Annotated in this window: 27 protein-coding genes and 1 other RNA gene; 12 read left to right on the forward strand and 16 right to left on the reverse strand. The window is 60.9% G+C overall.

Features of this window, described 5'->3' with window-relative positions; all coding sequences use genetic code 11:
- Positions 1-96 precede the first annotated feature (96 nt).
- The 4 genes from HX783_RS17885 to HX783_RS17900 all read right to left on the reverse strand — a co-directional run bounded on the left by HX783_RS17885 (position 97) and on the right by HX783_RS17900 (position 5485).
- Positions 97-1215 carry an ABC transporter permease gene (locus HX783_RS17885; protein WP_177017775.1) on the reverse strand — a complete coding sequence of 373 codons (1119 nt, stop codon included), beginning with the start codon at positions 1213-1215 and terminating at the stop codon, positions 97-99.
- Complete coding sequence (gene rbbA, locus HX783_RS17890; RefSeq protein ID WP_177017776.1) at positions 1215-3932, reverse strand: ribosome-associated ATPase/putative transporter RbbA; 2718 nt, start codon at positions 3930-3932, stop codon at positions 1215-1217. The genes HX783_RS17885 and rbbA overlap by 1 nt, the downstream gene beginning before the upstream one ends.
- Positions 3929-4894, reverse strand: coding sequence for an HlyD family secretion protein (locus HX783_RS17895; RefSeq protein WP_177017777.1), 966 nt, complete (start codon positions 4892-4894; stop codon positions 3929-3931). Before HX783_RS17895 ends, rbbA begins: the two co-directional genes overlap by 4 nt.
- Positions 4895-5035: 141 nt before the next feature.
- Entirely contained in the window at positions 5036-5485 is a 450-nt protein-coding gene (locus tag HX783_RS17900; protein ID WP_159960829.1) for an EVE domain-containing protein, read from the reverse strand.
- Between the two features lie 194 nt (positions 5486-5679).
- Here HX783_RS17900 and HX783_RS17905 point away from each other — a divergent pair, with 194 nt between their 5' ends.
- Entirely contained in the window at positions 5680-5829 is a 150-nt protein-coding gene (locus HX783_RS17905; RefSeq protein WP_165861623.1) for a hypothetical protein, read from the forward strand.
- 7 nt (positions 5830-5836) lie between these two features.
- Here HX783_RS17905 and HX783_RS17910 read toward each other — a convergent pair whose 3' ends face one another.
- From HX783_RS17910 to HX783_RS17925, 4 genes are all read right to left on the reverse strand, one after another.
- Complete coding sequence (locus tag HX783_RS17910) at positions 5837-6466, reverse strand: 5-formyltetrahydrofolate cyclo-ligase (RefSeq protein ID WP_177017967.1); 630 nt, start codon at positions 6464-6466, stop codon at positions 5837-5839.
- Between the two features lie 58 nt (positions 6467-6524).
- Positions 6525-6703: non-coding RNA, 6S RNA (ssrS, locus tag HX783_RS17915), on the reverse strand.
- A gap of 30 nt (positions 6704-6733) precedes the next feature.
- Entirely contained in the window at positions 6734-7051 is a 318-nt protein-coding gene (locus tag HX783_RS17920) for a cell division protein ZapA (protein ID WP_003213956.1), read from the reverse strand.
- Positions 7048-7257: a TIGR02449 family protein gene (locus HX783_RS17925; RefSeq protein ID WP_003177365.1), complete on the reverse strand. Its 210-nt coding sequence runs from the start codon at positions 7255-7257 to the stop codon at positions 7048-7050. Before HX783_RS17925 ends, HX783_RS17920 begins: the two co-directional genes overlap by 4 nt.
- A 138-nt stretch (positions 7258-7395) precedes the next feature.
- Here HX783_RS17925 and HX783_RS17930 point away from each other — a divergent pair, with 138 nt between their 5' ends.
- The 9 genes from HX783_RS17930 to gcvH all read left to right on the forward strand — a co-directional run bounded on the left by HX783_RS17930 (position 7396) and on the right by gcvH (position 16768).
- Entirely contained in the window at positions 7396-7953 is a 558-nt protein-coding gene (locus tag HX783_RS17930) for a YecA family protein (protein WP_017135268.1), read from the forward strand.
- 20 nt (positions 7954-7973) lie between these two features.
- The gene (pepP, locus tag HX783_RS17935; protein ID WP_159960827.1) at positions 7974-9296 is read left to right on the forward strand and encodes a Xaa-Pro aminopeptidase; all 1323 of its coding nucleotides are present in this window, start codon (positions 7974-7976) and stop codon (positions 9294-9296) included.
- Complete coding sequence (ubiH, locus tag HX783_RS17940; protein ID WP_177017778.1) at positions 9293-10480, forward strand: 2-octaprenyl-6-methoxyphenyl hydroxylase; 1188 nt, start codon at positions 9293-9295, stop codon at positions 10478-10480. The genes pepP and ubiH overlap by 4 nt, the downstream gene beginning before the upstream one ends.
- Positions 10473-10958, forward strand: coding sequence for a DUF4442 domain-containing protein (locus HX783_RS17945; protein WP_177017779.1), 486 nt, complete (start codon positions 10473-10475; stop codon positions 10956-10958). The genes ubiH and HX783_RS17945 overlap by 8 nt, the downstream gene beginning before the upstream one ends.
- 9 nt (positions 10959-10967) lie before the next feature.
- The gene (locus HX783_RS17950; protein ID WP_177017968.1) at positions 10968-12185 is read left to right on the forward strand and encodes a 2-octaprenyl-3-methyl-6-methoxy-1,4-benzoquinol hydroxylase; all 1218 of its coding nucleotides are present in this window, start codon (positions 10968-10970) and stop codon (positions 12183-12185) included.
- A gap of 120 nt (positions 12186-12305) precedes the next feature.
- Positions 12306-13310, forward strand: coding sequence for an extracellular solute-binding protein (locus tag HX783_RS17955; RefSeq protein WP_159960819.1), 1005 nt, complete (start codon positions 12306-12308; stop codon positions 13308-13310).
- A 166-nt stretch (positions 13311-13476) separates the two neighbouring features.
- Positions 13477-15093 carry an iron ABC transporter permease gene (locus tag HX783_RS17960; protein ID WP_159960817.1) on the forward strand — a complete coding sequence of 539 codons (1617 nt, stop codon included), beginning with the start codon at positions 13477-13479 and terminating at the stop codon, positions 15091-15093.
- Between the two features lie 156 nt (positions 15094-15249).
- On the forward strand, positions 15250-16332 hold the full coding sequence (gene gcvT / locus HX783_RS17965) for a glycine cleavage system aminomethyltransferase GcvT (protein ID WP_177017780.1): 1083 nt from the start codon (positions 15250-15252) through the stop codon (positions 16330-16332).
- 52 nt (positions 16333-16384) lie between these two features.
- Positions 16385-16768 (forward strand): glycine cleavage system protein GcvH, encoded by a 384-nt coding sequence (gcvH, locus tag HX783_RS17970; RefSeq protein WP_177017781.1) that lies wholly within the window; start codon positions 16385-16387, stop codon positions 16766-16768.
- Positions 16769-16893: 125 nt separating this feature from the next.
- On the opposite strand, the gene HX783_RS17975 is transcribed toward gcvH, so the two are convergent.
- The 7 genes from HX783_RS17975 to HX783_RS18005 form a co-directional block, all read right to left on the reverse strand.
- The gene (locus HX783_RS17975; RefSeq protein WP_177017782.1) at positions 16894-18036 is read right to left on the reverse strand and encodes a DegT/DnrJ/EryC1/StrS aminotransferase family protein; all 1143 of its coding nucleotides are present in this window, start codon (positions 18034-18036) and stop codon (positions 16894-16896) included.
- Positions 18037-18193: 157 nt separating this feature from the next.
- Positions 18194-18859 carry an outer membrane protein gene (locus HX783_RS17980; RefSeq protein WP_159960809.1) on the reverse strand — a complete coding sequence of 222 codons (666 nt, stop codon included), beginning with the start codon at positions 18857-18859 and terminating at the stop codon, positions 18194-18196.
- Between the two features lie 166 nt (positions 18860-19025).
- Complete coding sequence (locus tag HX783_RS17985) at positions 19026-19340, reverse strand: DUF2388 domain-containing protein (RefSeq protein WP_003176799.1); 315 nt, start codon at positions 19338-19340, stop codon at positions 19026-19028.
- A 69-nt stretch (positions 19341-19409) separates the two neighbouring features.
- Positions 19410-19856 carry an NfeD family protein gene (locus HX783_RS17990; protein ID WP_159960807.1) on the reverse strand — a complete coding sequence of 149 codons (447 nt, stop codon included), beginning with the start codon at positions 19854-19856 and terminating at the stop codon, positions 19410-19412.
- 10 nt (positions 19857-19866) lie between these two features.
- Positions 19867-20787, reverse strand: coding sequence for an SPFH domain-containing protein (locus HX783_RS17995; RefSeq protein ID WP_024077991.1), 921 nt, complete (start codon positions 20785-20787; stop codon positions 19867-19869).
- Positions 20788-20864: 77 nt separating this feature from the next.
- A complete protein-coding gene (locus HX783_RS18000) occupies positions 20865-22556 on the reverse strand; it encodes a GspE/PulE family protein (protein ID WP_177017783.1) in 1692 nt (563 codons plus the stop codon).
- Positions 22557-22638: 82 nt separating this feature from the next.
- The gene (locus tag HX783_RS18005) at positions 22639-22977 is read right to left on the reverse strand and encodes a hypothetical protein (RefSeq protein WP_159960803.1); all 339 of its coding nucleotides are present in this window, start codon (positions 22975-22977) and stop codon (positions 22639-22641) included.
- 127 nt (positions 22978-23104) lie between these two features.
- Between HX783_RS18005 and HX783_RS18010 the strand changes: the two genes are divergently transcribed.
- Complete coding sequence (locus HX783_RS18010; protein ID WP_003195279.1) at positions 23105-23575, forward strand: Lrp/AsnC family transcriptional regulator; 471 nt, start codon at positions 23105-23107, stop codon at positions 23573-23575.
- A 110-nt stretch (positions 23576-23685) separates the two neighbouring features.
- Here HX783_RS18010 and HX783_RS18015 read toward each other — a convergent pair whose 3' ends face one another.
- Positions 23686-25053 carry an inorganic triphosphatase gene (locus HX783_RS18015; protein WP_177017784.1) on the reverse strand — a complete coding sequence of 456 codons (1368 nt, stop codon included), beginning with the start codon at positions 25051-25053 and terminating at the stop codon, positions 23686-23688.
- A gap of 158 nt (positions 25054-25211) precedes the next feature.
- Here HX783_RS18015 and argE point away from each other — a divergent pair, with 158 nt between their 5' ends.
- Positions 25212-26360 (forward strand): acetylornithine deacetylase, encoded by a 1149-nt coding sequence (argE, locus tag HX783_RS18020; RefSeq protein WP_177017785.1) that lies wholly within the window; start codon positions 25212-25214, stop codon positions 26358-26360.
- The last annotated feature ends 118 nt before the right edge of the window (positions 26361-26478 follow it).

The raw sequence follows: 26478 nt of genomic DNA on the forward strand, positions 1-26478 counted from the left end.
GAGCAAGCCCGCTCCCACATTCGACCGCATTCCTCTCGTTGAGCTCGGTCAAAATGTGGGAGCGGGCTTGCTCGCGAAGGGGCCTCTGCAGGCGCCTCAAGAAGCCAGGCTCTTCCTGAACCGAGCCAACGCCACCGCAAAAAACACTAACCCAATCCCCGCCAGCGCCAGCAAATCCGGCCACACCACAATCACGCCCGCATCCCTGAACAGAATCGCCGCGCTTAAACTCACAAAGTGCGTCGACGGCGAGCCCTGCATCACCCACTGCAACCACTCGGGCATGCTGTCCAGCGGCGTGCTGCCACCCGACAGCAATAGCATTGGAATAATCACCGGAATCGCCAGCAGCCCGAACTGCGGCGTCGAGCGCGCCAGGGTGGCGAGGAAGATCCCCAGCGCGGTACTCGCAAACAGATACAGTGCCGTCACAAACAGAAACAGGCTCAGCGATCCGGCCAACGGCACACCGAGCAAGCCTTTGACCACCAGCTCCAGCGACAGCCACGTACACAGCACCACCACCAGCATGTTGCTCCAGATTTTCGCCAGCATGATTTCCAGTGCGGTCAGCGGCAGCACCAGCAGATGGTCGAGCGTGCCGTGCTCACGTTCGCGCAGCAGCGCGGTGCCGGTGAGCACGATGGCGAGGATGGTGATGTTGTTGACGATCTGGATCACCGCCAGGAACCAGCCGCCTTCCAGGTTGGTATTGAACAGCGCGCGGGTGGTGAGCAGTGCGGGTGCCTTCTGGCTGGCGTCGGCCTGGCCGCTGTAGTTGAGCAACTCGCGCTGGAAAATCCGGCCGATATACCCCGCGCCCATAAACGCCTGGCTCATCGCCGTGGCATCCACGTTGACCTGCACACCCGGCTGGCGACCCGCTAACAGGTCAGCCTGGAAGTTCGCCGGCACATTGATCACGAACGTGTACTCGCCACTGTCCATGACCTTGTCCAGTTGGTCGTAGGCCAGCGGCGCAGGCGGCTGGAATTCGGGCGGTTGCAACGCCTCGGCCATCTGCCGCGAGAGCGCGCTGTGGTCTTCATCGACAAACGCCACACTGGCGTTGTGCACCCCTATTACCGAGCCGGCGGCGGGCATATAGATTGCGACCGTAAAGGCGTAGGCCAGAAACAGCAGCAATACGCTGTCGTGACGCAGGCTGGTGAGTTCCTTGAGGCCCAGGCGCAGGATATGAGCGAGCTTGTGCATCAGGCCTCCTGCTTCTTGAGCATGATCAGGCTCAGCCCGGTGAACCCGACGAAAAAGCCGAACAGCGCCAGGCACTGCGGCCATAACTGGCGCAGGTCCAGGGCCTTGGTGAACGTGCCCACGGCGATGTCCAGGAAATGCCCGGCCGGAAACAGCATGCCCATCGCTGCGGCCGCGCCTTCCAGGGATGAGCGCGGCACGATCAGCCCCGAGAACTGGATGGTCGGCAGGCTAGTGATGATCATGGTGCCGAGGATCGCCGCGATCTGCGTGCGCGTGAACGCCGAAATCAACAGGCCCATGCTGGTGGTGGCCAGCACATACAGCAGGCCGCCGAATGCCAACGCCAGGCCGCTGCCCTTGAACGGCACACCGAACAGCCAGCGGTTCATCGCCACCAGCAACGCCAGGTTGACCAGGCTCACGGCCAGGTACGGCGCTTGTTTGCCCAGCAGGAACTCCAGGCGGGTCAGTGGCGTGGCGTAGAAGTTAGTGATCGAGCCCAGCTCTTTTTCACGCACGATGCCCAGTGCAGTGAGCATCGCCGGAATAAACGCCAGGATCAGCGCCATCACGCCGGGGCCGATGGCATTCACGCTGACCACGTCCTGGTTGTAGCGAAAACGTGTTTCCAGCTTGGCGGCGGCTTGGTTGCTGTGGGGCAGGCTGCTCAGTTCGGCGAGTTGCTGAAGGTTGCCTTGATGGACGGCTTCCACATAGTTACGGCTGGTTTCCGCGCGAAACGGCATGCCACCGTCGATCCATGCGGCCACCGTGGGTTGGCGGCCGGCGTACAGATCGCGGCCAAAACCCGGCGGGATTTCCAGGGCCAATTTGATTTCCGAGCGTTGCAGGCGCCGGTGCAGTTCGCTCGCATCGCGAATCGGCGCCTGCTCGGCGAAGTAGCGCGAACTGCGGAAGGCTTCGAGGTAGGCGCGGCTTTGTGGGGTCTGGTCCTGGTCATAGACGGCGAAAGCCAGATTCTCCACGTCCAGGGAAATCCCGTAGCCGAAGATCACCATCATGAACATCGCCCCGAGCAAGGCAAAGGCCATGCGCACTTTGTCGCGCAGCAGCTCCTTGCCTTCGCGGCTGGCCACGGCTAATAGCCGTGAGAGGCTGAAGCCGCGTTTACTGACGGGCGGCGGGCTGCTTTCGCTGACGGTTTTGCTCGGCGCGGCGGGCTCGGGTTCGCCCTGTGCCTGCTCCAGGCAGGTGACGAACGCAGCTTCCAGGGTGTCGCCATTGAATTGCTGTTGCAGTGCATCGGGTGTGTCACACGCCAGCACCTTGCCCGCGTGCATCAGGGAAATGCGGTCGCAGCGCTGGGCTTCGTTCATGAAATGGGTGGAGAGGAAAATCGTCACGCCCTGTTCGCGGGACAGTTCAATCAGCAGCCGCCAGAAATCATCCCGCGCCGCTGGGTCGACGCCCGAGGTGGGCTCATCGAGGATCAGCACTTCCGGGCGATGCAGCACCGCCACGGCCAATGACAGGCGCTGGCGCAGGCCGAGGGGTAATTCGCCGGAAGGTTGCTCAGCCACGCTGCCGAGGTCGAAGCGTTGGATCAACTCGTCGATACGCGCGCGGCTATCGGCCTTGGGCAAGTCGAACAGTTGCGCATGCAGTACCAGGTTTTGCACAACGCTGAGTTCGCCATACAGCGAGAAACTCTGCGACATGAACCCCACACGCTTGCGGGTCGCCAGGTCCTTGGCATTCACCGGGTTGCCGAGCAGCGTGGCACTGCCCTCGGTGGCCGGCATCAGGCCGGTGAGGACCTTCATCGTGGTGGTTTTGCCGCAGCCGTTGGAGCCGAGAAAACCAAAAATCTCGCCGCGTCCAATCGCGAAGCTGACCTTGTTCACTGCCGTGAAATCACCAAAGCGCAGGGTCAGGTCGTGAGCTTCGATGGCGATGTCGGTATTGCCACTTTCGCGTGGCGGAATCACCAGTGGCTGGTTGTTATGGGCGCTGTCGCCCTGGAAGTGGGTGAAGGCTTCATCCAGTTTCCCGCTGGGTGTTGCGCCTGCCAGCTCACTGCTCAGGCCGTCGGCAATGAGCTTGCCGCGATCGAGCATCAGGCAATGCTCGAACTGTTCGGCCTCTTCCATGTAGGCCGTGGCCACCAGCAGCGTCAGTTGCGGGCGTTCGCGGCGTACGCTGTCGACCAATTCCCAGAAGCGCCGGCGCGACAGTGGGTCGACGCCGGTAGTGGGTTCGTCGAGGATCAACAGGTCCGGGTCGTGGATCAGCGCGCAGCACAAACCGAGCTTCTGTTTCATACCGCCGGACAACTTGCCGGCCGGGCGCTCGGCGAAGCGCGCGAGGTCGGTGGCCAGCAGCAAGTTGTGCATGCGCTGTTCGCAATCGGCTTTCGACAGGCCGAACAGCGTGGCGAAGAAGCGGATGTTCTCGCTGATCGACAATTCGGGATACAGGTTGCCGCCCAAGCCTTGGGGCATGAAGGCGATGCGCGGGTAAAGGCTGTTGCGATGGCGACGGTCTTCGATGGAGCCGCCGAGCACCTCAAGCTGGCCTGCCTGCAGCTTTTTAACCCCGGCGATCAACCCCAGCAGGCTCGACTTGCCCGCGCCATCCGGGCCGATCAGTCCGCAGCGCGTACCCGCGGGCAGGCTGAAGGCGATGTCGACCAGTGCCTGTTGCTTGCCGTAGCGGTGGTTGATCCCGGTGGCGTGCAGCGCCAGGCCGGTCATTGCAGGTTGGCCGGCCAGTCGATATCCGCCGTGCGCACATAACCGGCGCCGGGCATGCCCGGTTTGGCTTGCGGCACAGCGCTGGGTTGGGTCAGGCGCAGTTTGACGCGGAACACCAGCTTCTGACGTTCGTCGCGGGTTTCCACTTCCTTGGGGGTGAACTGCGATTTGGCCGCGACAAAACTGATTTTGGCCGGCAACGGCTGCTGGGGCAGGGCGTCGAGCAGGATGCGCGCGTCACTGCCGACGGTCAGGCGACCGGTGACGGAGGCGGGCAAGTAAAGGTTCATGTATTGATCATTCGGATCAATCAGCAACAACACGCGCCCCCCCGCGCCGAGCACTTCGCCCGGTTCGGCCAGGCGTAACTGGATGATGCCGTCGATGGGCGCGCGCAGGCTGCTGTCGTCGATTTCGCTGGTGAGCTGCGCCACCTGGGCCTGGGCGGCGCCGATGGCGGCCTTTACCGCGTTGACCTGGGCCTGCGCGGCAATCACCGCAGCATTGCCGGTGTTCTGGCGCGCTTGCTGCTGGTCGATCAACTGGCTGCTGGCGAAGCCGCGCTTGTACAGCTCCTGGGTGCGCTTGAGTTCCTGGTTGGCCAACAGTTGCTCGCTTTGGCGCAATTGCACGTTGGCCTCGGCGGCGGCGAAGTTTTCCTTGGCGCGCAGCACTTCGGCTTCGGCCTGGGCGCGTTGGGCTTCGAGGGTGCGGGTGTCCATGCGCGCAAGCAATTGGCCCTTGAGCACCTTATCGCCTTCATCCACACGCACTTCGGCCAGGCGCCCGGGGATCTTGGCGGCGATCTGTACTTCGGTGGATTCCAGGCGCCCGTTGCCCATGCTCAAGCCTGCGGGCAGGCGGTCCTGGGTGGACCGCCAATAACCGAAGCCGCCGGCGCCCAGCAACAGGGCGATCAGGGCAACGGCAAATAGGCGTGACATAGAACGGTTGGTAGACATGGCTGCATCCTGCGGCATTAGCATCCTAGTTTGACCGGTATCGCCCGAGGGGCCGTTGATACCGGTCAAATGAAGCGCAAGCCTAACCCGCTTGGCACGCAGATGCATGCGCCAGAAGTGTGACCGCAGGGTTCTGCCTTTTCAGCGCAGGGCGAGCACCGCTGCCCATTGCTCGGCGGTCACCGGCATCACCGACAACCGGCTGCCTTTTTGCACCAAAGGCAACTCGGCGAGCGCGGTTTGTTGTTTCAAATACCCCAGGCCCAGCACTTTTGGAAACGTCTCGACGTGCGCCACGTTGATTGCGCTCCAAGGGTTTTTCTCGGTGCTGGCCTTGGCGTCGAAATAGTGGCTTTCAGGTTCCAGCGCAGTCGGGTCCGGGTAGGCGGCCTCTATGATTTTGCCGATACCGGCAATGCCCGGCTCGGGGCAGCTGGAGTGGTAGAAGAAAAACTCATCACCAACGGCCATGGCACGTAGGAAATTGCGCGCCTGGTAGTTGCGAACCCCATCCCAGCGGGCTTCGCCGAGCTTTTCCAGGCCGTTGATGGAGAGTTCGTCGGGCTCGGATTTCATCAGCCAGTAGGCCATTTTTGGGCTCCTGAAAAAGGCATTGGGCAAGTTGTCAGGCAATTCCATGACAAACCGACAGTCGGTTGGCGCCAAGGTTTGCGTGTTGGTTCACGTTACCGCAGAATGCCCGCTTTTAAGCTTGACGCAGCTGCAACGGACTACTTTGGAACGTTGTTGTCATCGTGTACGAGGTGCCTGAAGGGGGGCAATCGATGCAACGTAAACCGGATTTACTATGGATTTTGGTTATTTTGTTTGGTCTGGGCGTCGTGACCACCGGGTATGCGCAAAGCTTGTGGTCGAACAAGACCGATGCGCCCGTTGAACTGGCTCAGCAGCAGTCACAACCGTTCAAGCGTTAACACCTTTTCAAGGCGTCGCTGACTGCAGCGACGTTTCTGCGACATACCACTGCTTATCGGTGACAGTGCCTGCCAGCGGCACGTCCCAGCTCGCTTGCGCCAAGCGCTCGACCTTCTGACATTCATGGGCCAGCCCCAGCAGCGTCGGCTTGCGCCAGCTTTGGCGCCGAGCGAGGTAGGCCAGGCTGCGGTCGTAAAAACCGCCGCCCATGCCCAAACGCCCACCCACATCATCGAACCCCACCAGTGGCAGCAGCACCAGATCGAGCGCCCATACTTGGCGTTGGCGATTGGCGTTCACGCGTGGCTCCAGAATGCGAAAACGGTTGGGCAGCAACTTATCCCCAGGCCGTACGCGCTGGAATACCATCTTGGTGCGGGGCCAGGCGCTGAGCACCGGCAAATAGGTCGCCTTGCCCCGACGCTGAGCAGCGCGCAGCAGCAAGCGCGGATCGATTTCACCGTCCGTCGGTAGATACAAAGAGATATGTTTGGCCCGGCGAAACAGCGGGTGCTGTGCCAGTTGCCGATACAGGCCATGGGCGGCCTGGCGCTGCTCGCTGGGCGTCAGGGCGCGGCGGGCTTTGCGCAACATGCGTCGAAGTTGCGGACGGGAAAGCGGCGCAGGTTCGGTCATGGTTTTTCGGCTCATAAAACAATGCCAGTCCTGGGACTGGCATTGAGTTTGGGAATTCAGGCTCCCCGACAGAGCCGCTGTCGACTTAGCCCTTGAACCCGAAAGTTCAAGGTGGAAGATGCAGTAGGCTTTAAGGCTTTCCGTCTAGCGGACATGCACACCAGCCCAACGTGCAACTTCCAGGGTAGTGCGAATCGGCTCAGGGACATCGCCGACTGGCAAACACGCCAGGGAGTGGGGCGAGTATACCTTAAACAGTCTCGGCAATCAGCCCTTGGGTGGCTCTGGATCGGTAGAAAGTACCAGATCGACGCGTTCCAGCAGGTCACGCACTTGCTCGCGCGTCGAGCCGCTGGCCTGCACGTCAGGCCGTTCCTGCTTATGCAGCAAATCGTGGGTAATGTTCAGCGCGGCCATCACAGCGATGCGGTCGGCGCCGATGACTTTGCCGCTGCTGCGGATTTCACGCATCTTGCCATCCAGGTAGCGGGCAGCACTCACCAGGTTGCTGCGTTCTTCCTGGGGGCAGATGATCGAATATTCTTTGTCGAGGATCTGCACGGTAACGCTATTGCTTGAACTCATGAGTCTTGCTCCAGGGCCTTCAGGCGCGAAATCATCGATTCGACCTTACGCCGGGCGATTTCGTTTTTTTCAATGAGGTGAGCGCGTTCCTCGCGCCAGGTCTTTTCCTGAGCTAATAGGAGTCCGTTTTGACTCTTAAGTTGCTCGACCCGATCAATTAGCAACTCGAGTCTGGCCATCAGCGCTTGCAGGTCGGTGTCTTCCATTGGGTTCCACTGGATTTGTCTGATGAATGGCAACTGCAGGATAAACGATCTGACGCCCTCGATAGTCTTGGTACGTCTGCCGGTGCTAGGATACAGCGCTTCATTCTAGACATTGCGCCGTCTGGCGCCTAGCTCACCATGCCTATTCAGAACTCCCCGTACGACGCTTTTTCCAAATTGCTGAGCTCCAGCGGTCATCCTTGCTCGCCCGCCGAACTGCACGGCGTGCTGTTGGGCCGCAGTTGCACCGGTGTTGGCTTTGATGCCGACAACTGGCTGGCGGATGTGGCCGAGCTGCTGGAAACCGAGCCGACCGAGAACGTGCGTAATGCGCTGATCGGCCTGCAAGAAATGGTCAAAGGCGAGCTGACCGGTGATGACGTCACCGTGGTCCTGCTGCTGCCGACCGACGACGCGCCGCTCACCGAACGCGCTGCCGCGCTGGGCCAATGGTGCCAGGGCTTCCTCCACGGTTTCGGCGTGAACGCCGGCGGCCTGGAACTGAGCACCGACGCCAAGGAAGTGCTGCAGGACCTGGCAGCGATCTCCCAGGTGCAAGACGCCCTGGAAGAATCCGAAGACGGCGAAGGCGACTACATGGAAGTGATGGAATACCTGCGCGTCGCGCCGCTGCTGCTGTTCACCGAGACCAAGAAATCTGCTGAGCCCGCCGCACCCAAGCCGTCGCTGCACTAAGTAAGGAAGCCCATCTGCCCATGATCCATATCCCGAAAGCGGAATACACCCGTCGCCGCAAGGCGCTCATGGCGCAGATGGAACCCAACAGCATCGCGATCCTGCCGGCCGCCGCCGTGGCGATCCGCAACCGTGATGTCGAGCACGTTTACCGCCAGGACAGCGACTTCCAGTACCTCAGCGGTTTCCCCGAGCCCGAAGCGGTGATCGTGCTGATGCCCGGTCGCCAGCACGGCGAGTACGTGCTGTTCTGCCGCGAGCGCAATGCCGAACGCGAATTGTGGGACGGCCTGCGCGCCGGCACCGAAGGCGCGATCCGTGACTTTGGCGCCGACGACGCGTTCCCCATCACCGATATCGACGACATCCTGCCCGGCCTGATCGAAGGCCGTGACCGGGTGTACTCGGCCATGGGCAGCAACGCCGAATTCGACCGGCATGTGATGGAGTGGATCAACGTGATCCGCTCTAAAGCGCACCTCGGCGCCCAGCCACCGAACGAATTTGTTGCCCTGGATCACCTGCTTCACGACATGCGCCTGTATAAATCGGCGGCAGAAGTGAAGGTGATGCGCGAGGCTGCGCGAATTTCCTGTGCGGCCCACGTCAAGGCGATGCAGGCCAGCCGCGCCGGGTTGTATGAGTTCAGCCTGGAAGCCGAGCTGGATTACGAATTCCGCAAGGGCGGCGCGAAGATGCCGGCCTATGGCTCCATCGTCGCCGCCGGGCGCAACAGCTGCATCCTGCATTACCAGCAGAATGACGCCGTGCTCAAGGACGGCGATCTGGTGCTGATCGACGCCGGTTGCGAGATCGACTGCTATGCCAGCGACATCACCCGCACCTGGCCGGTCAGCGGTAAGTTTTCGCCCGAGCAAAAGGCGATCTACGAGATTGTGCTGGCCTCTCAGGAAGCCGCCTTTGCCGAGATCGCGCCGAACAAACATTGGAACCAGGCCCATGAGGCGACGGTGCGTGTCATCACCGCCGGGCTGGTGAAGCTGGGGCTGTTGCAAGGCGACGTCGACGAGTTGATCGCCAGCGAAGCCTATCGCGCCTTCTATATGCACCGCGCCGGCCACTGGTTGGGCATGGATGTGCATGATGTGGGCGAGTACAAGGTAGGCGGCGAATGGCGGGTGCTGGAAGTCGGCATGGCCTTGACCGTGGAACCCGGCATCTATATTTCGCCGGATAACCAGAACGTGGCGAAGAAATGGCGTGGCATTGGCGTACGCATCGAGGACGACGTGGTAGTGACCAAGCAAGGCTGTGAAATTCTGACCGGCGGCGTGCCCAAGACCGTCGCCGAGATTGAAGCGCTGATGGCGGCTGCCCGATGAGCCGGGTCAACCTGGCCATTATCGGCGGCGGCCTGGTGGGCGCCAGCCTGGCGTTGGCGTTGCAGGCAGGCGCCAAGGCGCGTGGCTGGAAGATCGTGCTGATCGAACCGTTTGCGCCGGGTGACAGCTACCAGCCGAGCTACGACGCGCGTTCGTCGGCGTTGTCTTACGGCGCTCGGCAGATTTATCAGCGCTTGGGTTTGTGGCAGGACATTTCCCGCCGCGCCGAGCCGATCAAACAGATTCACGTGTCGGACCGTGGCCGCTTCTCCACCGCGCGCCTGTCCGCAATGGAAGAGGGCGTGCCAGCCCTCGGCTATGTGGTGGAAAACGCCTGGCTCGGCCAGTGCCTGTGGCAAGGCCTGGACAAAGAAGTGGTCAGTTGGCGCTGCCCGGCGGAAGTCACCCGCATGGAGCCGCTGCCCGATGGCTATCGCCTGACTCTCAACGATGAAACCGTGCTGGAGTGCGACCTCGCGGTGCTGGCCGACGGCGGCCGCTCCGGTTTGCGCGAGCAATTGGGCATCGGCGTGAAAACCCGGCCCTACAACCAAAGCGCGCTCATCGCCAACATCACCCCAAGCGAAGCCCACAACGGTGAGGCCTTCGAGCGTTTTACCGATGAAGGCCCGATGGCCTTGCTGCCGCTGCCGGACAACCGCTGCGCGCTGGTGTGGACGCGCATCGGCATGGACGCCCAGCGCCTGGCCAACCTCGATGAGCGCAGCTTCCTCAGTGAATTGCAGGGCGTGTTCGGCTACCGCCTGGGCACCTTGAAACAAGTCGGCGCGCGGCACCTGTACCCGCTGACGCTGGTGGAAGCCGAAGAACAAGTACGCTCGCACCTGGCCGTCCTCGGCAACGCCGCCCACAGCCTGCACCCGATTGCCGGGCAGGGGTTCAACCTGTCCCTGCGTGACGCGAACGCCTTGGCCGAAGCCTTGCTGGCCGGGCCAGCGGTGCCGGGCGATTTGGCGACCCTGCAAAGCTATCGCGAGCGTCAGCACTTGGACCAGAAGCTCACCGTGGGCTTCTCCGATCAAGTCACGCGCCTGTTTGGCAGTGCCCAGCCGTTGGTGGCCTTGGGCCGCAACATGGGCCTGCTCGGCCTGGACCTGTTGCCGCCGGCCAAACGTTGGTTCGCCCGTCAGGCCATGGGCCTGGGCACGCGCCCCGATGCGTAACTGGCTGACCCGGCGCCTGGGCAAGGCGCGGCTGTTGCGCTGGGTTATGTCCTTGTACCCGCCGTACCTGGGCGCTGGAATCCGGGTGCAGACACTCAGCGCCGACTTCCGCCATGTCAAGGTGCGCATGGGCCTGGGCTGGTACAACCGCAACTACGTCGGCACGCAATTCGGCGGCAGCCTGTATTCGATGGTCGACCCGTTCTATATGTTGCTGCTGATGGAGAACCTGGGCCGCGACTACATCGTCTGGGACAAAGCCGCGAGCATCGACTTCGTGTCGCCGGGCAAAGGTCCGGTGTATGCCGAGTTCTCCATCGACGAGGCCTTGCTGGATGAGATCCGCAGGCAGACCGAAGGTGGCGAGAAATACTTGCCTCACCTCCAGGTGCAGATTCATGACGGCTCCGGCACCTTGGTGGCGCGGGTCGACAAAACCCTTTACGTGCGGCGCAAGCCGCCAGCAAAGCAGGCTTAAAGCATGGACATGCGCGCAGATGTGCTGATTGTCGGGGCCGGAATGGTCGGGAGCGCCCTGGCGCTGGCGTTGCAGGGCAGTGGCCTGCAGGTGTTGTTGCTCGATGGCAGCTCGCTGAGCGTCAAGCCGTTCGACCAGGATGCGGCCTTCGAACCCCGCGTAAGCGCCTTGTCGGCTGCCAGCCAGCGCATTCTTGAGCGCCTCGGCGTGTGGGACGGCATCGTCTCGCGGCGCGCCAGCCCTTACGGCGACATGCAAGTGTGGGACGGCAGCGGCACCGGGCAGATCCACTTTTCGGCCGCCAGCGTGCATGCCGAAGTGCTCGGGCATATCGTCGAGAACCGCGTGGTTCAGGATGCCTTGCTCGACCGCCTGCACGATTGCGACCTGGGCCTGTTGGCCAATGCACGCCTGGAACAGATGCGCCGCTCCGGCGATGAATGGCTGCTGACCCTGGCCGACGGCCGCAAATTGCGCGCGCCGCTGGTGGTGGCTGCCGACGGTGCCAACTCCGCCGTACGCCGCCTGACCGGCACCGCCACGCGCGAGTGGGATTACCTGCATAACGCCATCGTCACCAGCGTGCGCAGCAGCCAGGCGCACCAGCGCACGGCGTGGCAACGCTTTACCGACACCGGGCCGCTGGCGTTTCTGCCGTTGGTGCGCGATGGGCAAGAGGATTGGTGCTCGATCGTCTGGTCGACCACACCGGCTGAGTCCGAACGCCTGATGGCGCTGGATGACGACAGCTTCTGCCGTGAACTGGAGCGCGCCTTTGAAGGGCGACTCGGCACGGTGATCAGCGCCGACCCGCGTGTGTGTGTGCCTTTGCGTCAACGTCACGCCAAACGCTATGTGGCCGAAGGCCTGGCGCTGATCGGCGACGCCGCCCACGTGATCCACCCGTTGGCGGGGCAGGGCGTGAACCTGGGTTTCCTTGATGCGGCGGTGCTGGCCGAAGTGCTGCTGGCGGCGACCGAACGCGGCGAGCGCCTGGCGGATGTGAAGGTGCTGAGCCGTTACGAGCGTCGGCGCATGCCGCACAATCTCGCGCTGATGGCCGCGATGGAAGGTTTTGAACGGTTGTTCCAGGCCGATCAGCTGCCACTGCGCTGGTTGCGTAATGCCGGGTTGAAACTGGTCGACCAGATGCCGGAAGCCAAAGCCGTCTTCGTCCGGCAGGCCTTGGGTTTGACAGGCGATCTCCCGGAGCTGGCCAAACCCTGAACTTGAAATACCAACCCTTGTGGGAAAGAGCTGTGCAACATCTGGTAACGCCTGCACCGAGCGCCACCAAATGTGAGTCCCTATCATTTGCTTTCAATTTGCATATGAGAGACCGCACCCATGTTGGCACCCAAACGCCTCCTGACTGCCCTGGCACTCACCCTTATCGGCAGCACCACCGTGCAGGCAGCCGACGAAGTCGTGGTCTACTCCTCGCGCATCGATGAACTGATCAAGCCGGTGTTCGACGCCTACACCAAAAAGACCGGCGTGCAGGTCAAGTTCATCACCGACAAGGAAGCCCCGTTGATGCAGCGGATCAAGGCCGAAGGCGAAAACGCCACGGCTGACCTGCTGCTCACCGTTGATGCCGGCAACCTCTGGCAAGCCGAACAGATGGGCATTTTGCAGCCGTTCACCTCCGAGGTGATCGACAAGAACATTCCCCTTCAATACCGCTCTTCGAACCACGCCTGGACCGGCTTGAGCCTGCGCGCGCGGACCATCGCCTATTCCACCGACAGGGTAAAACCGGGTGACCTGACCACTTACGAAGCCCTGGCCGACAAGCAATGGGAAGGCCGCTTGTGCCTGCGCACAGCGAAGAAGGTCTACAACCAATCGCTGACCGCCACGCTGATCGAAACCCATGGCGCGGCCAAGACCGAAGAAATCGTCAAGGGTTGGGTCAACAACCTGTCCACCGATGTGTTCTCCGATGACATCGCCGTGCTCGAAGCCATCAACGCCGGGCAGTGCGACGTGGGTATCGTCAACACCTACTACTACGGCCGCCTGCACAAGCAGAAACCGGACCTGGCAGTGAAGCTGTTCTGGCCGAACCAGGGCGACCGTGGCGTACACGTGAACCTGTCGGGCATCGGCCTGACCAAGCACGCGCCGCACCCGGAAGCCGCCAAGGCCTTGGTGGAATGGATGACCACGCCTGAGGCGCAGAAGATCTTTGCCGATGTGAACCAGGAATTCCCGGCCAACCCGGCCGTGCCGCCGTCGGCGGAAGTGGCAACCTGGGGCAAGTTCGTGGCCGACACCTTGCCGGTGGAAGTGGCGGGCAAGCGCCAGGCCGAGGCGATTCGGTTGATGGATCGCGCTGGCTGGAACTAAGTACAATTTGTAAGACGCCGCCGATCTAAATGTGGGAGCGGGCTTGCTCGCGAATGCGTCGTGTCAGTCGATACATGTGTGACTGATACACCGCTTTCGCGAGCAAGCCCGCTCCCACATTGGTTCGAGGTGACGTCTAAATCATCATTTCTTAGAGAGCTTTTCCTTGGCCCACCCCGCCCAACGCCGCTGGTACCTGCCGGTCTTCACCGTCGCCGCCCTGGTGCTGCTGCCGCTGAGCGTGCTGTTGCTGTCCTGGCAAAGCATCGATCAACAGATCTGGTCCCATCTGTGGGAAACCCAGATGCCACGCCTGCTGGGCAACACCTTGACGCTGGTGCTGGGCGTCGGTGTTGGCGTCACGCTATTGGGCGTGAGCCTCGCGTGGTTGACCAGCCTCTGCGAATTCCCTGGGCGGCGCTGGCTCGACTGGGCGTTGATGTTGCCCTTCGCGATTCCGGCCTACGTACTGGCTTTTGTGTTTGTCGGCTTGCTGGATTTTTCGGGGCCAGTGCAAACCTTGCTGCGCGAGTGGTTTGGCAACGGCCTGCGCCTGCCACGCGTGCGTTCCACCAGCGGCGTGATCATCGTGTTGGTGCTGGTGTTCTATCCCTACGTCTACCTGCTGGCGCGTACGGCGTTTTTGGCTCAGGGCAAAGGCCTCATGGAAGCGGCGCGGGTGCTGGGACAATCGCCCTGGCAAGCGTTCTGGCGCGTGGCGTTGCCCATGGCACGGCCGGCGATCGGTGCCGGTGTAGCCCTGGCGTTGATGGAGACCCTGGCGGATTTCGGCGCTGTCTCGGTGTTCAACTTCGACACCTTCACCACGGCCATCTACAAAACCTGGTACGGTTTTTTCAGCCTTTCCAGCGCCGCCCAGCTGGCCAGTCTGTTGCTGTTGGTGGTGATGCTGGTGCTCTATGGCGAACGGCGTGCTCGCGGGGCCAGCCGCCCGAGCAATGAGCGGCCACGGGGCAAGGCGTTGTATCACCTGCGTGGGGTCAAGGCAGCGGCAGCCAGCACGTGGTGTGGCTTGGTATTCGCCTGCGCCTTTGTCATTCCGATGCTGCAGTTGGTCGCCTGGTTCTGGCAGCGTGGGCGGTTTGATCTGGATGAGCGTTATACCGGCTTGATTGTCCACACCCTTTATCTGGGTGGCATCGCGGCGCTGATCACGGTCAGCGTGGCGTTGATATTGGCCTTTGCCAACCGCTTGGCGCCGACCCGGGCGATTCGCTCCGGCATCAGCCTGGCCAACGTCGGCTATGCCTTGCCGGGTTCGGTGCTGGCGGTGTCGATCATGTTGGCGTTCAGCTACCTGGACCGTGAGCTGGTGGTGCCGTTGTCGGGCTGGCTCGGCGGCGCGGGCAAGCCCTTGTTGCTGGGCAGCCTGTCGGCATTGGTGCTGGCCTATCTGGTGCGATTCCTGGCGGTGGCCTATGGGCCGCTGGAAAACAGCCTCGCGCGAATCCGCCCGTCGTTACCCGAAGCAGCCCGCAGCCTTGGGGTGAGTGGGCCGCGACTGTTTTGCAAAGTGTATCTGCCACTCTTGCTGCCGGGCACGTTGAGCGCGGCGCTGTTGGTGTTTGTCGATGTGCTCAAGGAAATGCCCGCGACCCTGCTGATGCGCCCGTTTGGCTGGGACACCCTGGCGGTCCGGATCTTTGAAATGACCAGTGAAGGTGAATGGGCGCGCGCCTCGTTGCCGGCGTTGACGCTGGTGTTGGTGGGGCTGTTGCCAGTGATCGGCTTGATCCGACGCTCGGCACGACAAATCGGTTAGGTGCCAGTCCTACAGCTTGCGGCTACAATGCGCGGCATTCGGTGCGCTCCGTCTTTCGGAGCGAGTCGCTGTATGCAGCTGCAGGCCTTGTAATCCAGGGCTTTCAGCGCAAACAGCAACTCTGCGCATCTTCGCCAAGCCCGGAAGGAGAAACCCATGGGACAGCGTACGCCTCTGTATGACCTGCATCTCGCCCTCGGCGCGAAAATGGTCGATTTTGGCGGTTGGGATATGCCTTTGCATTACGGCTCGCAAGTTGAAGAACACCATCAGGTGCGACGCGACTGTGGGGTGTTCGATGTATCTCATATGACCGTGATCGATGTCACAGGCCTTCAGGCCAAGGAATGGCTCCAGCGCCTGCTGGCCAATGATGTCGATCGTTTGCATGGCTGCGGCCGTGCGCTTTACAGCGCCATGCTCAACGAGCAGGGCGGCGTGGTGGACGACATGATCGTCTACCGCACCGAAGCCGGTTACCGGCTGGTGGTCAACGCGGCTACGCGTGATCAGGATATGGCCTGGATGCAGGCGCAGTTGGGCCATTACGCGGTGCAACTGCATGAGCGGCCCGAGCTGGCGATGCTCGCTATCCAGGGCCCGCACGCCCGGCAGAAAATCGCCGAGCTGGTCACCCAGTCTCGCGGCACGCTTATCCACCAGCTCAAGCCCTTTGAAGGCCAGGCCGACGGCGATTGGTTTATCGCCCGCACGGGCTATACCGGTGAAGATGGCCTGGAGATTGTCCTTCCCGCTGATCAGGCGCCTGGGTTTTTCAACGACCTGGTCGGTGCCGGTATTTCACCCATCGGCCTGGGCGCACGCGATACCCTGCGCCTGGAGGCCGGTATGAACCTGTATGGCCAGGATATCCACCAGGATGTTTCGCCCCTGGCGGCCAACATGGCCTGGAGCATTGCCTGGGAGCCTGCCGAGCGCCAATTCATTGGCCGCGCGGCTTTGGAGGCGGAAAAGGCTGCCGGTGTGCAGTTCAAACTGGTCGGGCTGGTGCTGGAAGAACGTGGGGTTTTACGCGCTCACCAAGTGGTTCGTATCGCCAATGTTGGCGAAGGGGAGATCACCAGTGGTAGTTTCTCTCCTACGCTAAGCAAATCCATTGCACTGGCGCGCGTGCCGACGGCAACTGCTGATCGGGCCGAAGTGGAAATCCGTGGCAAGTGGTATCCGGTTCGAGTGGTCAAACCGACCTTCGTGCGTCATGGCAAAACCTTGATCTAACTATTTCCGGCAGGCCTGAGGCCGCTGACATTTCTTCTTGAGGAAACAGACTATGAGCGATATCCCTGCCGACCTGCGTTTTGCCGAAAGTCACGAATGGGCCCGTCTGGAAGCTGACGGCACCGTGACCGTCGGTATCTCTGACCATGCTCAGGAAGCGTTGGGTGATGTGGTGTTTGTTGAGCTGGCCGAGGTTGGCGCCAAGTTTGAAGCTGAAGGCCAGGCTGGTGTGGTCGAATCGGTGAAAGCGGCTTCGGACATCTACGCCCCGGTAGCTGGCGAAGTGATTGCGGTCAACGAGGAATTGAGTGGTAGCCCTGAGCTGCTGAACTCCGACCCTTACAGCGCCTGGATCTTCAAGCTCAAGCCAAACAACCCGGCTGATCTGGAAAAGCTGCTGGATGCTGCTGGCTACAAAGCTGCCATCGGCGAATAAACGCAAAACCCATGTGGGAGCGGGCTTGCTCGCGAATGCGGTCTGTCAGTAACGGATGTCCTGACTGATACACCGCATTCGCGAGCAAGCCCGCTCCCACATTGTGCTGTGCCAGCCTTAAATGATCAGTCTGCTTTCAACACCGCTTTTACCGCTGCCACCGACCGCTCCACGTCCGCCTCTGTCATAGCTGTGAACATCGGCAACGACACGATCAAGCGCCCTACACGCTCCGACACTGGGAACATGCCTTCCTTGAAACCCTGCGCCCGATAGAGGCTCAGCAGGTGGATCGGCGGGTAGTGATAGCCAATGCCGACGCCATGGGCTTGCATCTGCTCCATGAACGTCGCGCGGGCGGGCAGGCCGTCCTGACGCTCCGGCAACACCAGCTGGAACAGGTGCCAGTTGCTGTTCTCGAAATCCGCTGGCGGCAGTTGTGCGCCATATTGCTCTTCGAAGTCACTGCCGAAGCACTTGAAATAGTGCCGCGCCAGGTTCTGGCGATGTGCCGTGATCTTCTCGATGTGGGCGAACTGGCCCAGGCCGATGGCCGCTGCAATGTCGGTCATGTTGAACTTGCCGCCCAACACATCCACGTCCAAGCCGTCGAAGCCGGTACGGGTAACGCCCTGCAGGCGATATTTTTCCGCCAGGCGGGCCTCCTCGGCATTGTTCAATACCAGGCAACCCCCTTCCGAGGAGGTGATGTTCTTGTTGGCCTGGAAGCTGAACGACACGAAGTCCCCGGTGGCGCCAATACGTTCGCCATCCCAGCTGGATCCCAAGGCCTGAGCCGCATCTTCAACGATGCGCAGGTTGTACTTGTTGGCCAGTGCGTACAGCATCGGCATGTCCAGAGGCAGGCCTGCCAGGTAGACCGGGATGATTGCTTTGGTACGCGGGGTAATCGCGGCTTCCACTTGGGCCAGGTCGATATTGCGGGTGACCGGGTCGATATCGGCAAACACCGGCGTGGCGCCTACTTCGAGAATCACGTTGGCCGTGGCGACCCAGGAGATCGGCGTGGTGATCACTTCGTCGCCAGGGCCAATACCGGCGATGCGCAAGGCAATTTCCATGGTGCAGGTGCCGGAGTTGAAGGTGCGCACCGGGCGGCCGCCAAAGTATTCCGACAGTTGCGCTTCAAATGCCTGCACTTTCGGCCCGCTGGTGATCCAGCCCGAGCGCAGTACATCGCCGACCGCCGAGATGGTGGCTTCATCGATGGTAGGTTTGGAGAACGGCAGAAAGGGCTGTTGGCTCATAACGACGAAGGCATCCGTTTCAGGTAGGCGATGAGTAAGGGCGTATCAGTACCGGCATGGTTGCACGGCTCGACTGAATATAGCCTGTCGCCTGTGAATGAATCGTCATGTTGCGCACAAAAAAATGCCGCTTTATCAGCGGCATTTTTGCAGCAGGTCAGAAGGCGACGCGAGCCTCAAGAAACACATTTTGCTCTTTGAGCTTGCCTTTGAGCTGTTCATCGCGGGCGTTTATGCGGTTAGCGAAGGTGTTGTAGCCGGTCTCCACCTTGCCCATGTCCACGTAACGCCAACCGGTGCCCAGGGTGACTTTTTCGCTGACCTTGGCATCCAGGCCCAAGCCAACGCTGTAGGCGAAATTGTATTGGCGGTTGCTGGCGAACTGACGGTTAGGGTTGCCCTGATAACCTTCGGCATCAATTTGCGCCATGCCTATACCAGCCATACCGTAGAACGACAGCCAGTCGTTGAGCGGGATGTTTTTATAGCCGTTGAGCATCAAGCGCTGGCTGTCGACTTCCAGGCGATTGACGTTGGCATTGAAGGGCGCCCAATAAGAGTCGAACGTCGAGCTGTTGCGTGTGGTGTATTCACCTTCCAGGCGCCAGCCATCAGCAAAGGCGTAACCTGCGGCGAATGAGCCAGTGAATGCTTTGTTGCTATCAGGTGCCTCCACGCGATCAGTCACCCGTGGGCTGGTCAGTTCTGCGCTGGAAAGGTTCTGGCGGGCACTGTTCAGCTTGGCCGAGCCATACCAGCCTTCTGCCTGAGCATAAGGTGTCGCGATAGCGGCGAGGAGCAGCATGGAAGAGAGTTTGCGCATGGGAGTCGATTCACCGGGTAAAAAGGGAATCGGTAGAATGCTGTTCGATGCGCATAGTGATCGACAGGACTTTTCCTGTTCAGCCAGCAACTCTCTTCCTGTCATCGTAGGAAAAAGCGCAAAAAAAATGCCGCTCCCAGGGAGCGGCATTTTTTGTGGGGCGGTGTTACTCGGTCACAGCATTTTTCGCGAGGATGGCGTTGGCCAATTCCATGTCAGTGGCTTGCAAGCCAGGGTTATCGGCGCGTACTTTCTGCATGGCGGCTTCCAGGTATGGGCCACGGATGCCGCCGTCGCTGGCAACAAAGCTGCCTGCGTCGTCTTGAGCGGCGACCACCAGCTTGTGGTCCTTGAACGTCAGGTACGTCGAGCCGGTAGTGGCGCCGGACGAGATGACATTGCGCCAGAAGCTGTCGGCCATGGCTGAGCCGACAGGAAGGGAAAGCACAGCGAGGGTTGCGACAGCATATTTGAGACGCATGATGGGTGACTCCGACTGGGTTATCTGAACAGTTTGATTGTAGATAGCCCAGCCGAGTTCCATCACTGACTAAACAGTTTCGACCTGTAAAATTACGCCGTCCTGACCAGTGACACGTACATGAGCGCCTACTGGACTGTCCGGCCCGGTCGCCATCCACACGCTATCACCGACTTTTATCTTGCCCCGGCCATCAATGATCGCCTGATGCACCATAAAGGTGCGACCGATCAGCTCAGAGCCACGCATGTTCAGCCCCGGCTGGTCACTGACCTTGGCGCTGCTACGCTGGCGTTTCCACCAGTACACAGCGGTCAGGATCGATAGCACGGCGAATAGCAGCAGTTGCCATTCCAGCCCGAGCGGTGGAACCAGGAACTTGATCACGCCCACGGCGGCGGCGGCGATCCCCATCCACAGCAGGTAGCCACCGGCGCCGAACACCTCAAGAATCAGTAGCACCGTCCCCAGTGCCAGCCAATCCCAGAACGACAGATGCTGCAGGAAATCCCACATGGCGATGGCCTCAGCCTTTCTTGTTGTCGAAGGTTGCCTTGACGATTTCGCCGATACCGCCGACGGCACCAATCACTTGGCTGGCTTCCAGCGGCATCAAGATGACTTTGCTGTTGTTGGCCGAGGCCAGTTTACCCAAGGCGTCGATGTATTTTTGCGCAACAAAGTAGTTGATGGCCTGCACGTTACCGGTGGCAATTGCTTCGGAGACCACCTGGGTTGCACGGGCTTCCGCCTCTGCCTGACGTTCACGGGCTTCAGACTCCAGGAACGCGGCTTGACGGCCACCTTCTGCTTCGAGGATCTGCGCCTGCTTCTTGCCCTCGGCAGTCAGGATTGCGGAGGCTCTCAGGCCTTCAGCTTCCAGGATTTGTGCGCGTTTGATCCGCTCGGCTTTCATCTGGCCGGACATTGCGGCCATCAGGTCGGCAGGTGGGCTGATGTCCTTGATCTCGATCCGGGTGATCTTGATGCCCCACGGCGCCGTTGCTTCATCGACGGTGCGCAGCAGTTTTTCGTTGATACCGTCACGTTGGCTCAGCATCGCATCCAGCTCCATGGAGCCGAGTACGGTACGGATGTTGGTTTGCAGCAGGTTACGAATGGCATGCTCGAGGTTGTTGACCTCGTAGGCGGCCTGGGCGGTGTTGACCACCTGGAAGAAGCACACGGCGTCGATCTGCACGGTGGCGTTGTCGGCGGTGATCACTTCCTGGGGTGGGATATCCAGCACGCTTTCCATCACGTTGATCTTGCGACCGATGCGGTCCATGACCGGGATGATGATGTTGAGGCCGGGTTTGAGGGTGTTGGTGTAGCGGCCGAAACGCTCGACTGTCCATTGGTAGCCCTGGGGCACCACTTTAAAACCCATGAACAGGATGGCCACGGCCAAACCCACGAAAAGAAGCAGTACGGTTCCGATCTGCATTGCGATTCCCTATCTGATGGTGTCAGTGAAACAACGTTCGGTCGATTGTAACGGTCTGGTCACAGATAAGGACGGTTTCACGGCCCAACAATAAAAGCATTTGTATCTGAATCCCCAGGCGTTACCCGTAATACTTCCGCCAGGGTTGTCAGCCCGGCGTTGACTTTGTCGATGCCGGCCATGCGCAGGCTTTGCATGCCTTGCGCCAGCGACGCACGGCGTAGAGCTTGCACGTCGGCGCCAGGGGTGATCAGCGCCTTGAGCTTCTCGTCCACCACCATGATTTCGTAGAGCCCGGCCCGGCCTCGATAACCGCTGTCACGGCATTGCGCGCAGCCGACAGCCTCATGCGCATCGCCCGGAGTATTCACCGCACGCTTGCAGTGCGGGCACAAAAGCCGCACCAAGCGCTGCGCCATCACCCCTATCAGCGTAGCTTTGATCAAATAATGAGCAATGCCCAGCTCCTGCAAGCGGCTGATGGCGCTGGGTGCATCGTTGGTGTGCAGCGTCGACAGCACCAAGTGCCCGGTAAGTGCGGCCTGGATCGCCATTTCTGCGGTTTCCTGGTCACGAATCTCACCGATCATGATGATGTCCGGGTCTTGGCGCAGCAGGGCGCGGATGCCACTGGCGAAGGTCAGGTCGATATTGTGCTGCACTTGCATCTGGTTGAAGGCGGGCTCCACCATTTCTATCGGGTCCTCCACCGTGCACAGGTTGACCTCGCGGGTCGCCAGCCGCTTGAGTGTGGTGTAGAGCGTACTGGTTTTGCCCGAGCCGGTCGGCCCGGTGACCAGGATGATGCCGTTGGCCTGACGGGTCATGGCATGCCAGCGCTGCTGGTCTTCAGACGACAAGCCTAGCTGGTCAAAATCCTTGAGCAGCACCTGTGGGTCGAAAATCCGCATCACCAGTTTTTCGCCAAACGCCGTCGGCAAGGTTGAAAGACGCAGTTCCACTTCGACGCCCGCCGGGCTTTTGGTCTTGACCCGGCCGTCCTGGGGTTTGCGTTTTTCCGCCACATTCATCCGGCCCAGGCTTTTCAGGCGGCTGACCACCGCCATGGTGACTTGTGGCGGGAATTGATAGACGTCATGCAACAAACCGTCGATGCGAAAACGCACCCGGCCCTGTTCGCGACACGGTTCTATATGGATATCGCTGGCCCGTTGGCCAAAGGCGTACTGCAACAGCCAGTCGACGATATTGACGATATGCGCGTCATTGGCGTCCGGTTCCTTGTCACCGGCGCCGAGGTTGAGCAGGTCGACGTTGCCCGCCACCGCCACCTTTTGATCCGCGCCGCTGACCGACTTGGCCAACCGGTAAAACTCGTCGATGCAACGCTGGATGTCCTTGGGGTTGGCGACCACGCGTTTGATCGAGCGCTTGAGCACTTGCGCCAACCCAGCCTCCCATCCACAGACATACGGCTGGGCGCTGGCGACGGTGACGGTCTGCGCATCCACAGCCACCGCAAGAATGGCATGGCGTTGCGCAAACGCATGGGACATCAATGGCACCACCGTCGCCACGTCGATATTCAGCGGGTCGATACGCAGATAAGGCTGCCCGACATGCCCGGCAAGCCATTGTGTCAGCGTTTCGAGGCAAGGCCCCAGCGCCGCGATGCATTCCAAAGGATGTTGAATAGAGGGCTCCGTCGCCAACCGTTGCGCCATGTCCGCTGTCACCAGCCCTTGTTCAACCAGGTCAGGCAGCAATCTATGCAGTTCCAGCGGGTGATCGTGCAAAGCGGCGGGCATGCGGATTTCCTGGTTGGCGTCGGGCGTAATCCCAGGCTAGTCAGCCCCTGAAAAAACGCGGCCCAGGGTGTATTTCAGCCTTTTACAGACTGGCCGCCGCCACCGCCGCAGGCCGCAAAGAATCAGCTGGCCACAGTTCCAGCGAACACACGCTGATCAGGTTTCGAATCTTTTCACCAATCACTTGGGCGCGGTGCCAGCTCAAACCGTCCATCACAATTTCTATGTTCAACAGGTCATCTTCGCGGTTCACATTGACCTGTTGCGGCGTCAGGAACTGCAGCGCGAAATAGTTAAGTACCCGGCACAGCACATCCGGTTCTGCCTCGGCGATGATTTGATAATGCGCCTGACACTGGGCGCTGTTGACGGCCCACGCATCGACGCGGGTTGCAGGGTGGTTGGTTTCGACGGCGTGCATGCTGACTCTCCAAATTCGACTGGAGAAATTTTTACATTCGCCTGGGGAGATTTCTTATCTAAGATGGGCCATATCAACAGAAAATAGACTAAAACAATTCAAGTTAAGCATCATCACGGGTATTTTTATGCACAGCGAATTAGACGCCTACGACCGCCGCATCCTGGCGTTACTGCAAGAGGATGCTTCGCTTTCCAGCGCGCAGATCGCCGAGCAGGTCGGCCTGTCGCAATCGCCGTGCTGGCGGCGTATCCAGCGGCTAAAGGAAGAAGGCGTGATTCGCGGCCAGGTCACTCTGCTGGACCGCAAGAAGATCGGCCTCAACACGCAGATTTTTGCCGAGGTCAAACTCAACGCCCACGGCCGATCCAACTTCACAGAGTTCACCGAAGCGATTCGCGGGTTTCCGGAAGTGTTGGAGTGTTATGTGTTGATGGGGGCGGTGGACTTTCTGCTGCGCATCGTGACCTCGGACATTGAGGCGTATGAGCGGTTTTTCTTCGAGAAGTTGTCGATGGTGCCGGGGATTCAGGAGGTGAATTCGATTGTGGCCTTGTCGGAGATCAAGTCCACCACCAGCTTGCCAGTGTTGCGTTGACTGTGGGAACGGGCTTGCTCGCGAATGCGGTGTGTCAGTTACTAAGAAGTCGACTGATCCACCGCTTTCGCGAGCAAGCCCGCTCCCACATTTGACCGAGTTGCCCGGTATTACAGGCGCAGCAGGGTCTTCCACGCGCGGTTCTGATACACCGCAATCGCCTGATGCATACGCGCATCCAGCGACTCGTCGGTGATCGGCTGGTTAGCCAATACGGCCAGCTTGTTCAGCTCGCCATACAAACGGTCCAGCTCCGGGATGTCCACCACCTGACGCGCGTGGTGCAGCCAGGCCTGAATGCGTTCGATGCGCGGCAGTTGCTCGGCCAGGTCTTCCGGCTGCTGCTGATAGCGCGACAGCTGCAGGGCAACGGCGTCGTCAGCCAGCAGGCGTGGCAGCCAGTTGGTGATTTGCGCAGCGCCCTGCCGGTTGCCACGCACGTTGCGGTCGGCGGTCCAGGTGCGGGCCAGCAGCCAGCGCGAGGTGTTCAGCGAGAACAAGCCCCAGCGCACGTCTTCCAGTTCTTCGACAAATTGTTCCGGTGCGGCTTTGCGGATGTCTTCGTCGTCGTCACCGGCCTGCACCAGTGGGCGCCAGTCTTCCAGCAACGCGTCGAGTGCGCTGCGCAGTTCGCTGGTGGATTGACGCGGAGCGGCCTGGCCGAGGCTGCCGATCAATGCGCGCAGTTCACCGAGGTTGTCGACCCAGTCCTGCAACAGGCGCCAGTGGCCGTTGAAACGGTATTGCTCGGCCAGACGCTGGCTGCTGCCCAGCAGGTGCCACATGATCGCGGCGAAGGCGTCATCCAGCGGCATTTCGGCGTGGATCTGCGGCGCCGGCAGGCTCAGCGAGTAGCTGCTGGCGTCATACAGACGGTAGCCACGCTCGGCCTTGCTGATATCGCACGGCATCAGCGCCAGGGTGGCGGCCAGCTCGGCGGCCAGTTCCAGCAGGGCAGCCGGTTCACCTTCGCGCAATTCCAGTTCCAGCTCGCAGATTTCTTCTTTCTGCTTGCCGATCACCACATGGCCCAGGTCCAGGGCGGCTTCGATCACGACTTTGGCCTTGCCACGACCCCAGGCGATTTCGGCGCGTTCACGCACGAAGTCGGTGGTGAAGATCGGCTTGAGGGTCTTTTTGTCCAGCTCGGCCAGTTGCTCTGGCCAGCACTCGCCGTCGAGCTTCTTCACGTCGAGCTTGGCTTTGGGCAAGTCCCAGTTGTATTCGTTACGTTCCGACAAGCCGGCGACGCTTTGGCCACGGGTCTTGAGGGTCTGGATGATTTCATCACCGTCCTTGCGCAAGCGCAGGGCGACTTTGGCCTGGGCCAGGTCGCGCTCGGGGGTGTCGAAATACTGGTTCATCAACTCACGGCGTTCCCAGCCACTTTTGTTGCGTTTTTTCAGTAGCGGGTGCTCACGCAGCGCGGCGAGTGTTTCGCGGCTGACGCGGAGCTTGATTTCGGTTTCTTTCTGCATGGCCGGAAAATCCAGGATCGGGAGCGCAGCCGGGGAAAAGAGTGGCTGCCAAGGTCGTGCAGTGTACAGGACTGAGCCCGGCAACGCGCCGCAACGGTTTATTGTGTCGTGCAGATGGTTCTATAGTGGGGCTTATCCGGGACGTTGAGAGGCCGCGCATGCCGTTACCTACTATGAAAGAGCAGTTCGCCGCATTGATTGCCGCGCCGTCGGTCAGTTGCACCCAAGCGTCTCTGGACCAGACCAACCGCCCGGTGATCGACCTGCTCGCCAGTTGGCTGGGCGACCTGGGTTTTGCCATCGACATCCAGCAAGTCAGCCCCGGCAAGTTCAACTTGCTCGCCAGCTTCGGCAGCGGCCCTGGCGGCCTGGTGTTGGCCGGCCATAGCGATACCGTTCCCTATGACGCCGCGCTGTGGAAGACCGATCCGCTTAAGTTGACGGAAGTCGACGGTCGCTGGGTAGGATTGGGCAGTTGCGACATGAAAGGCTTTTTCGCCCTGGCCATCGAAGCCGTGCTGCCCTTGCTGGACCAGCCCTTCAAACAACCGTTGCTGATCCTCGCCACCTGCGATGAAGAAAGCTCCATGTCCGGCGCCCGCGCGCTGGCCGAGGCCGGGCGCCCGCTGGGCCGCGCGGCGGTGATCGGCGAGCCGACAGGCCTCAAGCCGATCCGCCTGCACAAAGGCGTGATGATGGAGCGCATCGACATCCTGGGCCAAAGCGGCCATTCGTCGGACCCAAGCCTGGGCCACAGCGCCCTCGAAGCCATGCACGATGCGATCGGTGAGCTGCGCGGTCTGCGCCTGGCGTGGCAGCGCGAGTACCGCAACCCGCAATTCAGCGTGCCGCAACCGACCATGAACTTCGGCTGCATCCACGGCGGCGACAACCCCAACCGTATCTGCGGTCAATGCTCCCTGGAATTCGACCTGCGACCCTTGCCGGGCATGGACCCGCAGGTGCTGCGCGATGCCATCCGGCAAAAGCTCGAACCCTTGGCTGAGCGCCACAAGGTCAAGATCGACTACGCGCCGCTGTTCCCCGAAGTACCGCCGTTCGAGCAGGCCGAAGACGCCGAGCTGGTGCGGGTTGCGGAACGATTGACCGGTCATCGTGCCGAAGCAGTGGCGTTTGGCACCGAAGCGCCTTATCTTCAGCGCCTTGGTTGTGAAACCCTGGTGCTTGGCCCTGGTGATATCGCCTGCGCCCACCAGCCGGGCGAGTACCTCGAAATGTCACGCTTGACGCCTACAGTGCGTCTATTGCGGGAACTGATCGAACATTACTGCCTGAAACCTGCATAAATTAACCCCCGCCCATTCGTACATAAGGAGAGCGAGCGTGTCGCCAAGCCTGTTCCGACGATAACCATCAGCCCGCTGTGCGCTTTCGCGATTCATCCTTTTTTGGCTGCTTTTTATT

The sequence above is a fragment of the Pseudomonas sp. D2002 genome (genome assembly GCF_013385735.1).
Taxonomy (GTDB): Bacteria; Pseudomonadota; Gammaproteobacteria; order Pseudomonadales; family Pseudomonadaceae; genus Aquipseudomonas.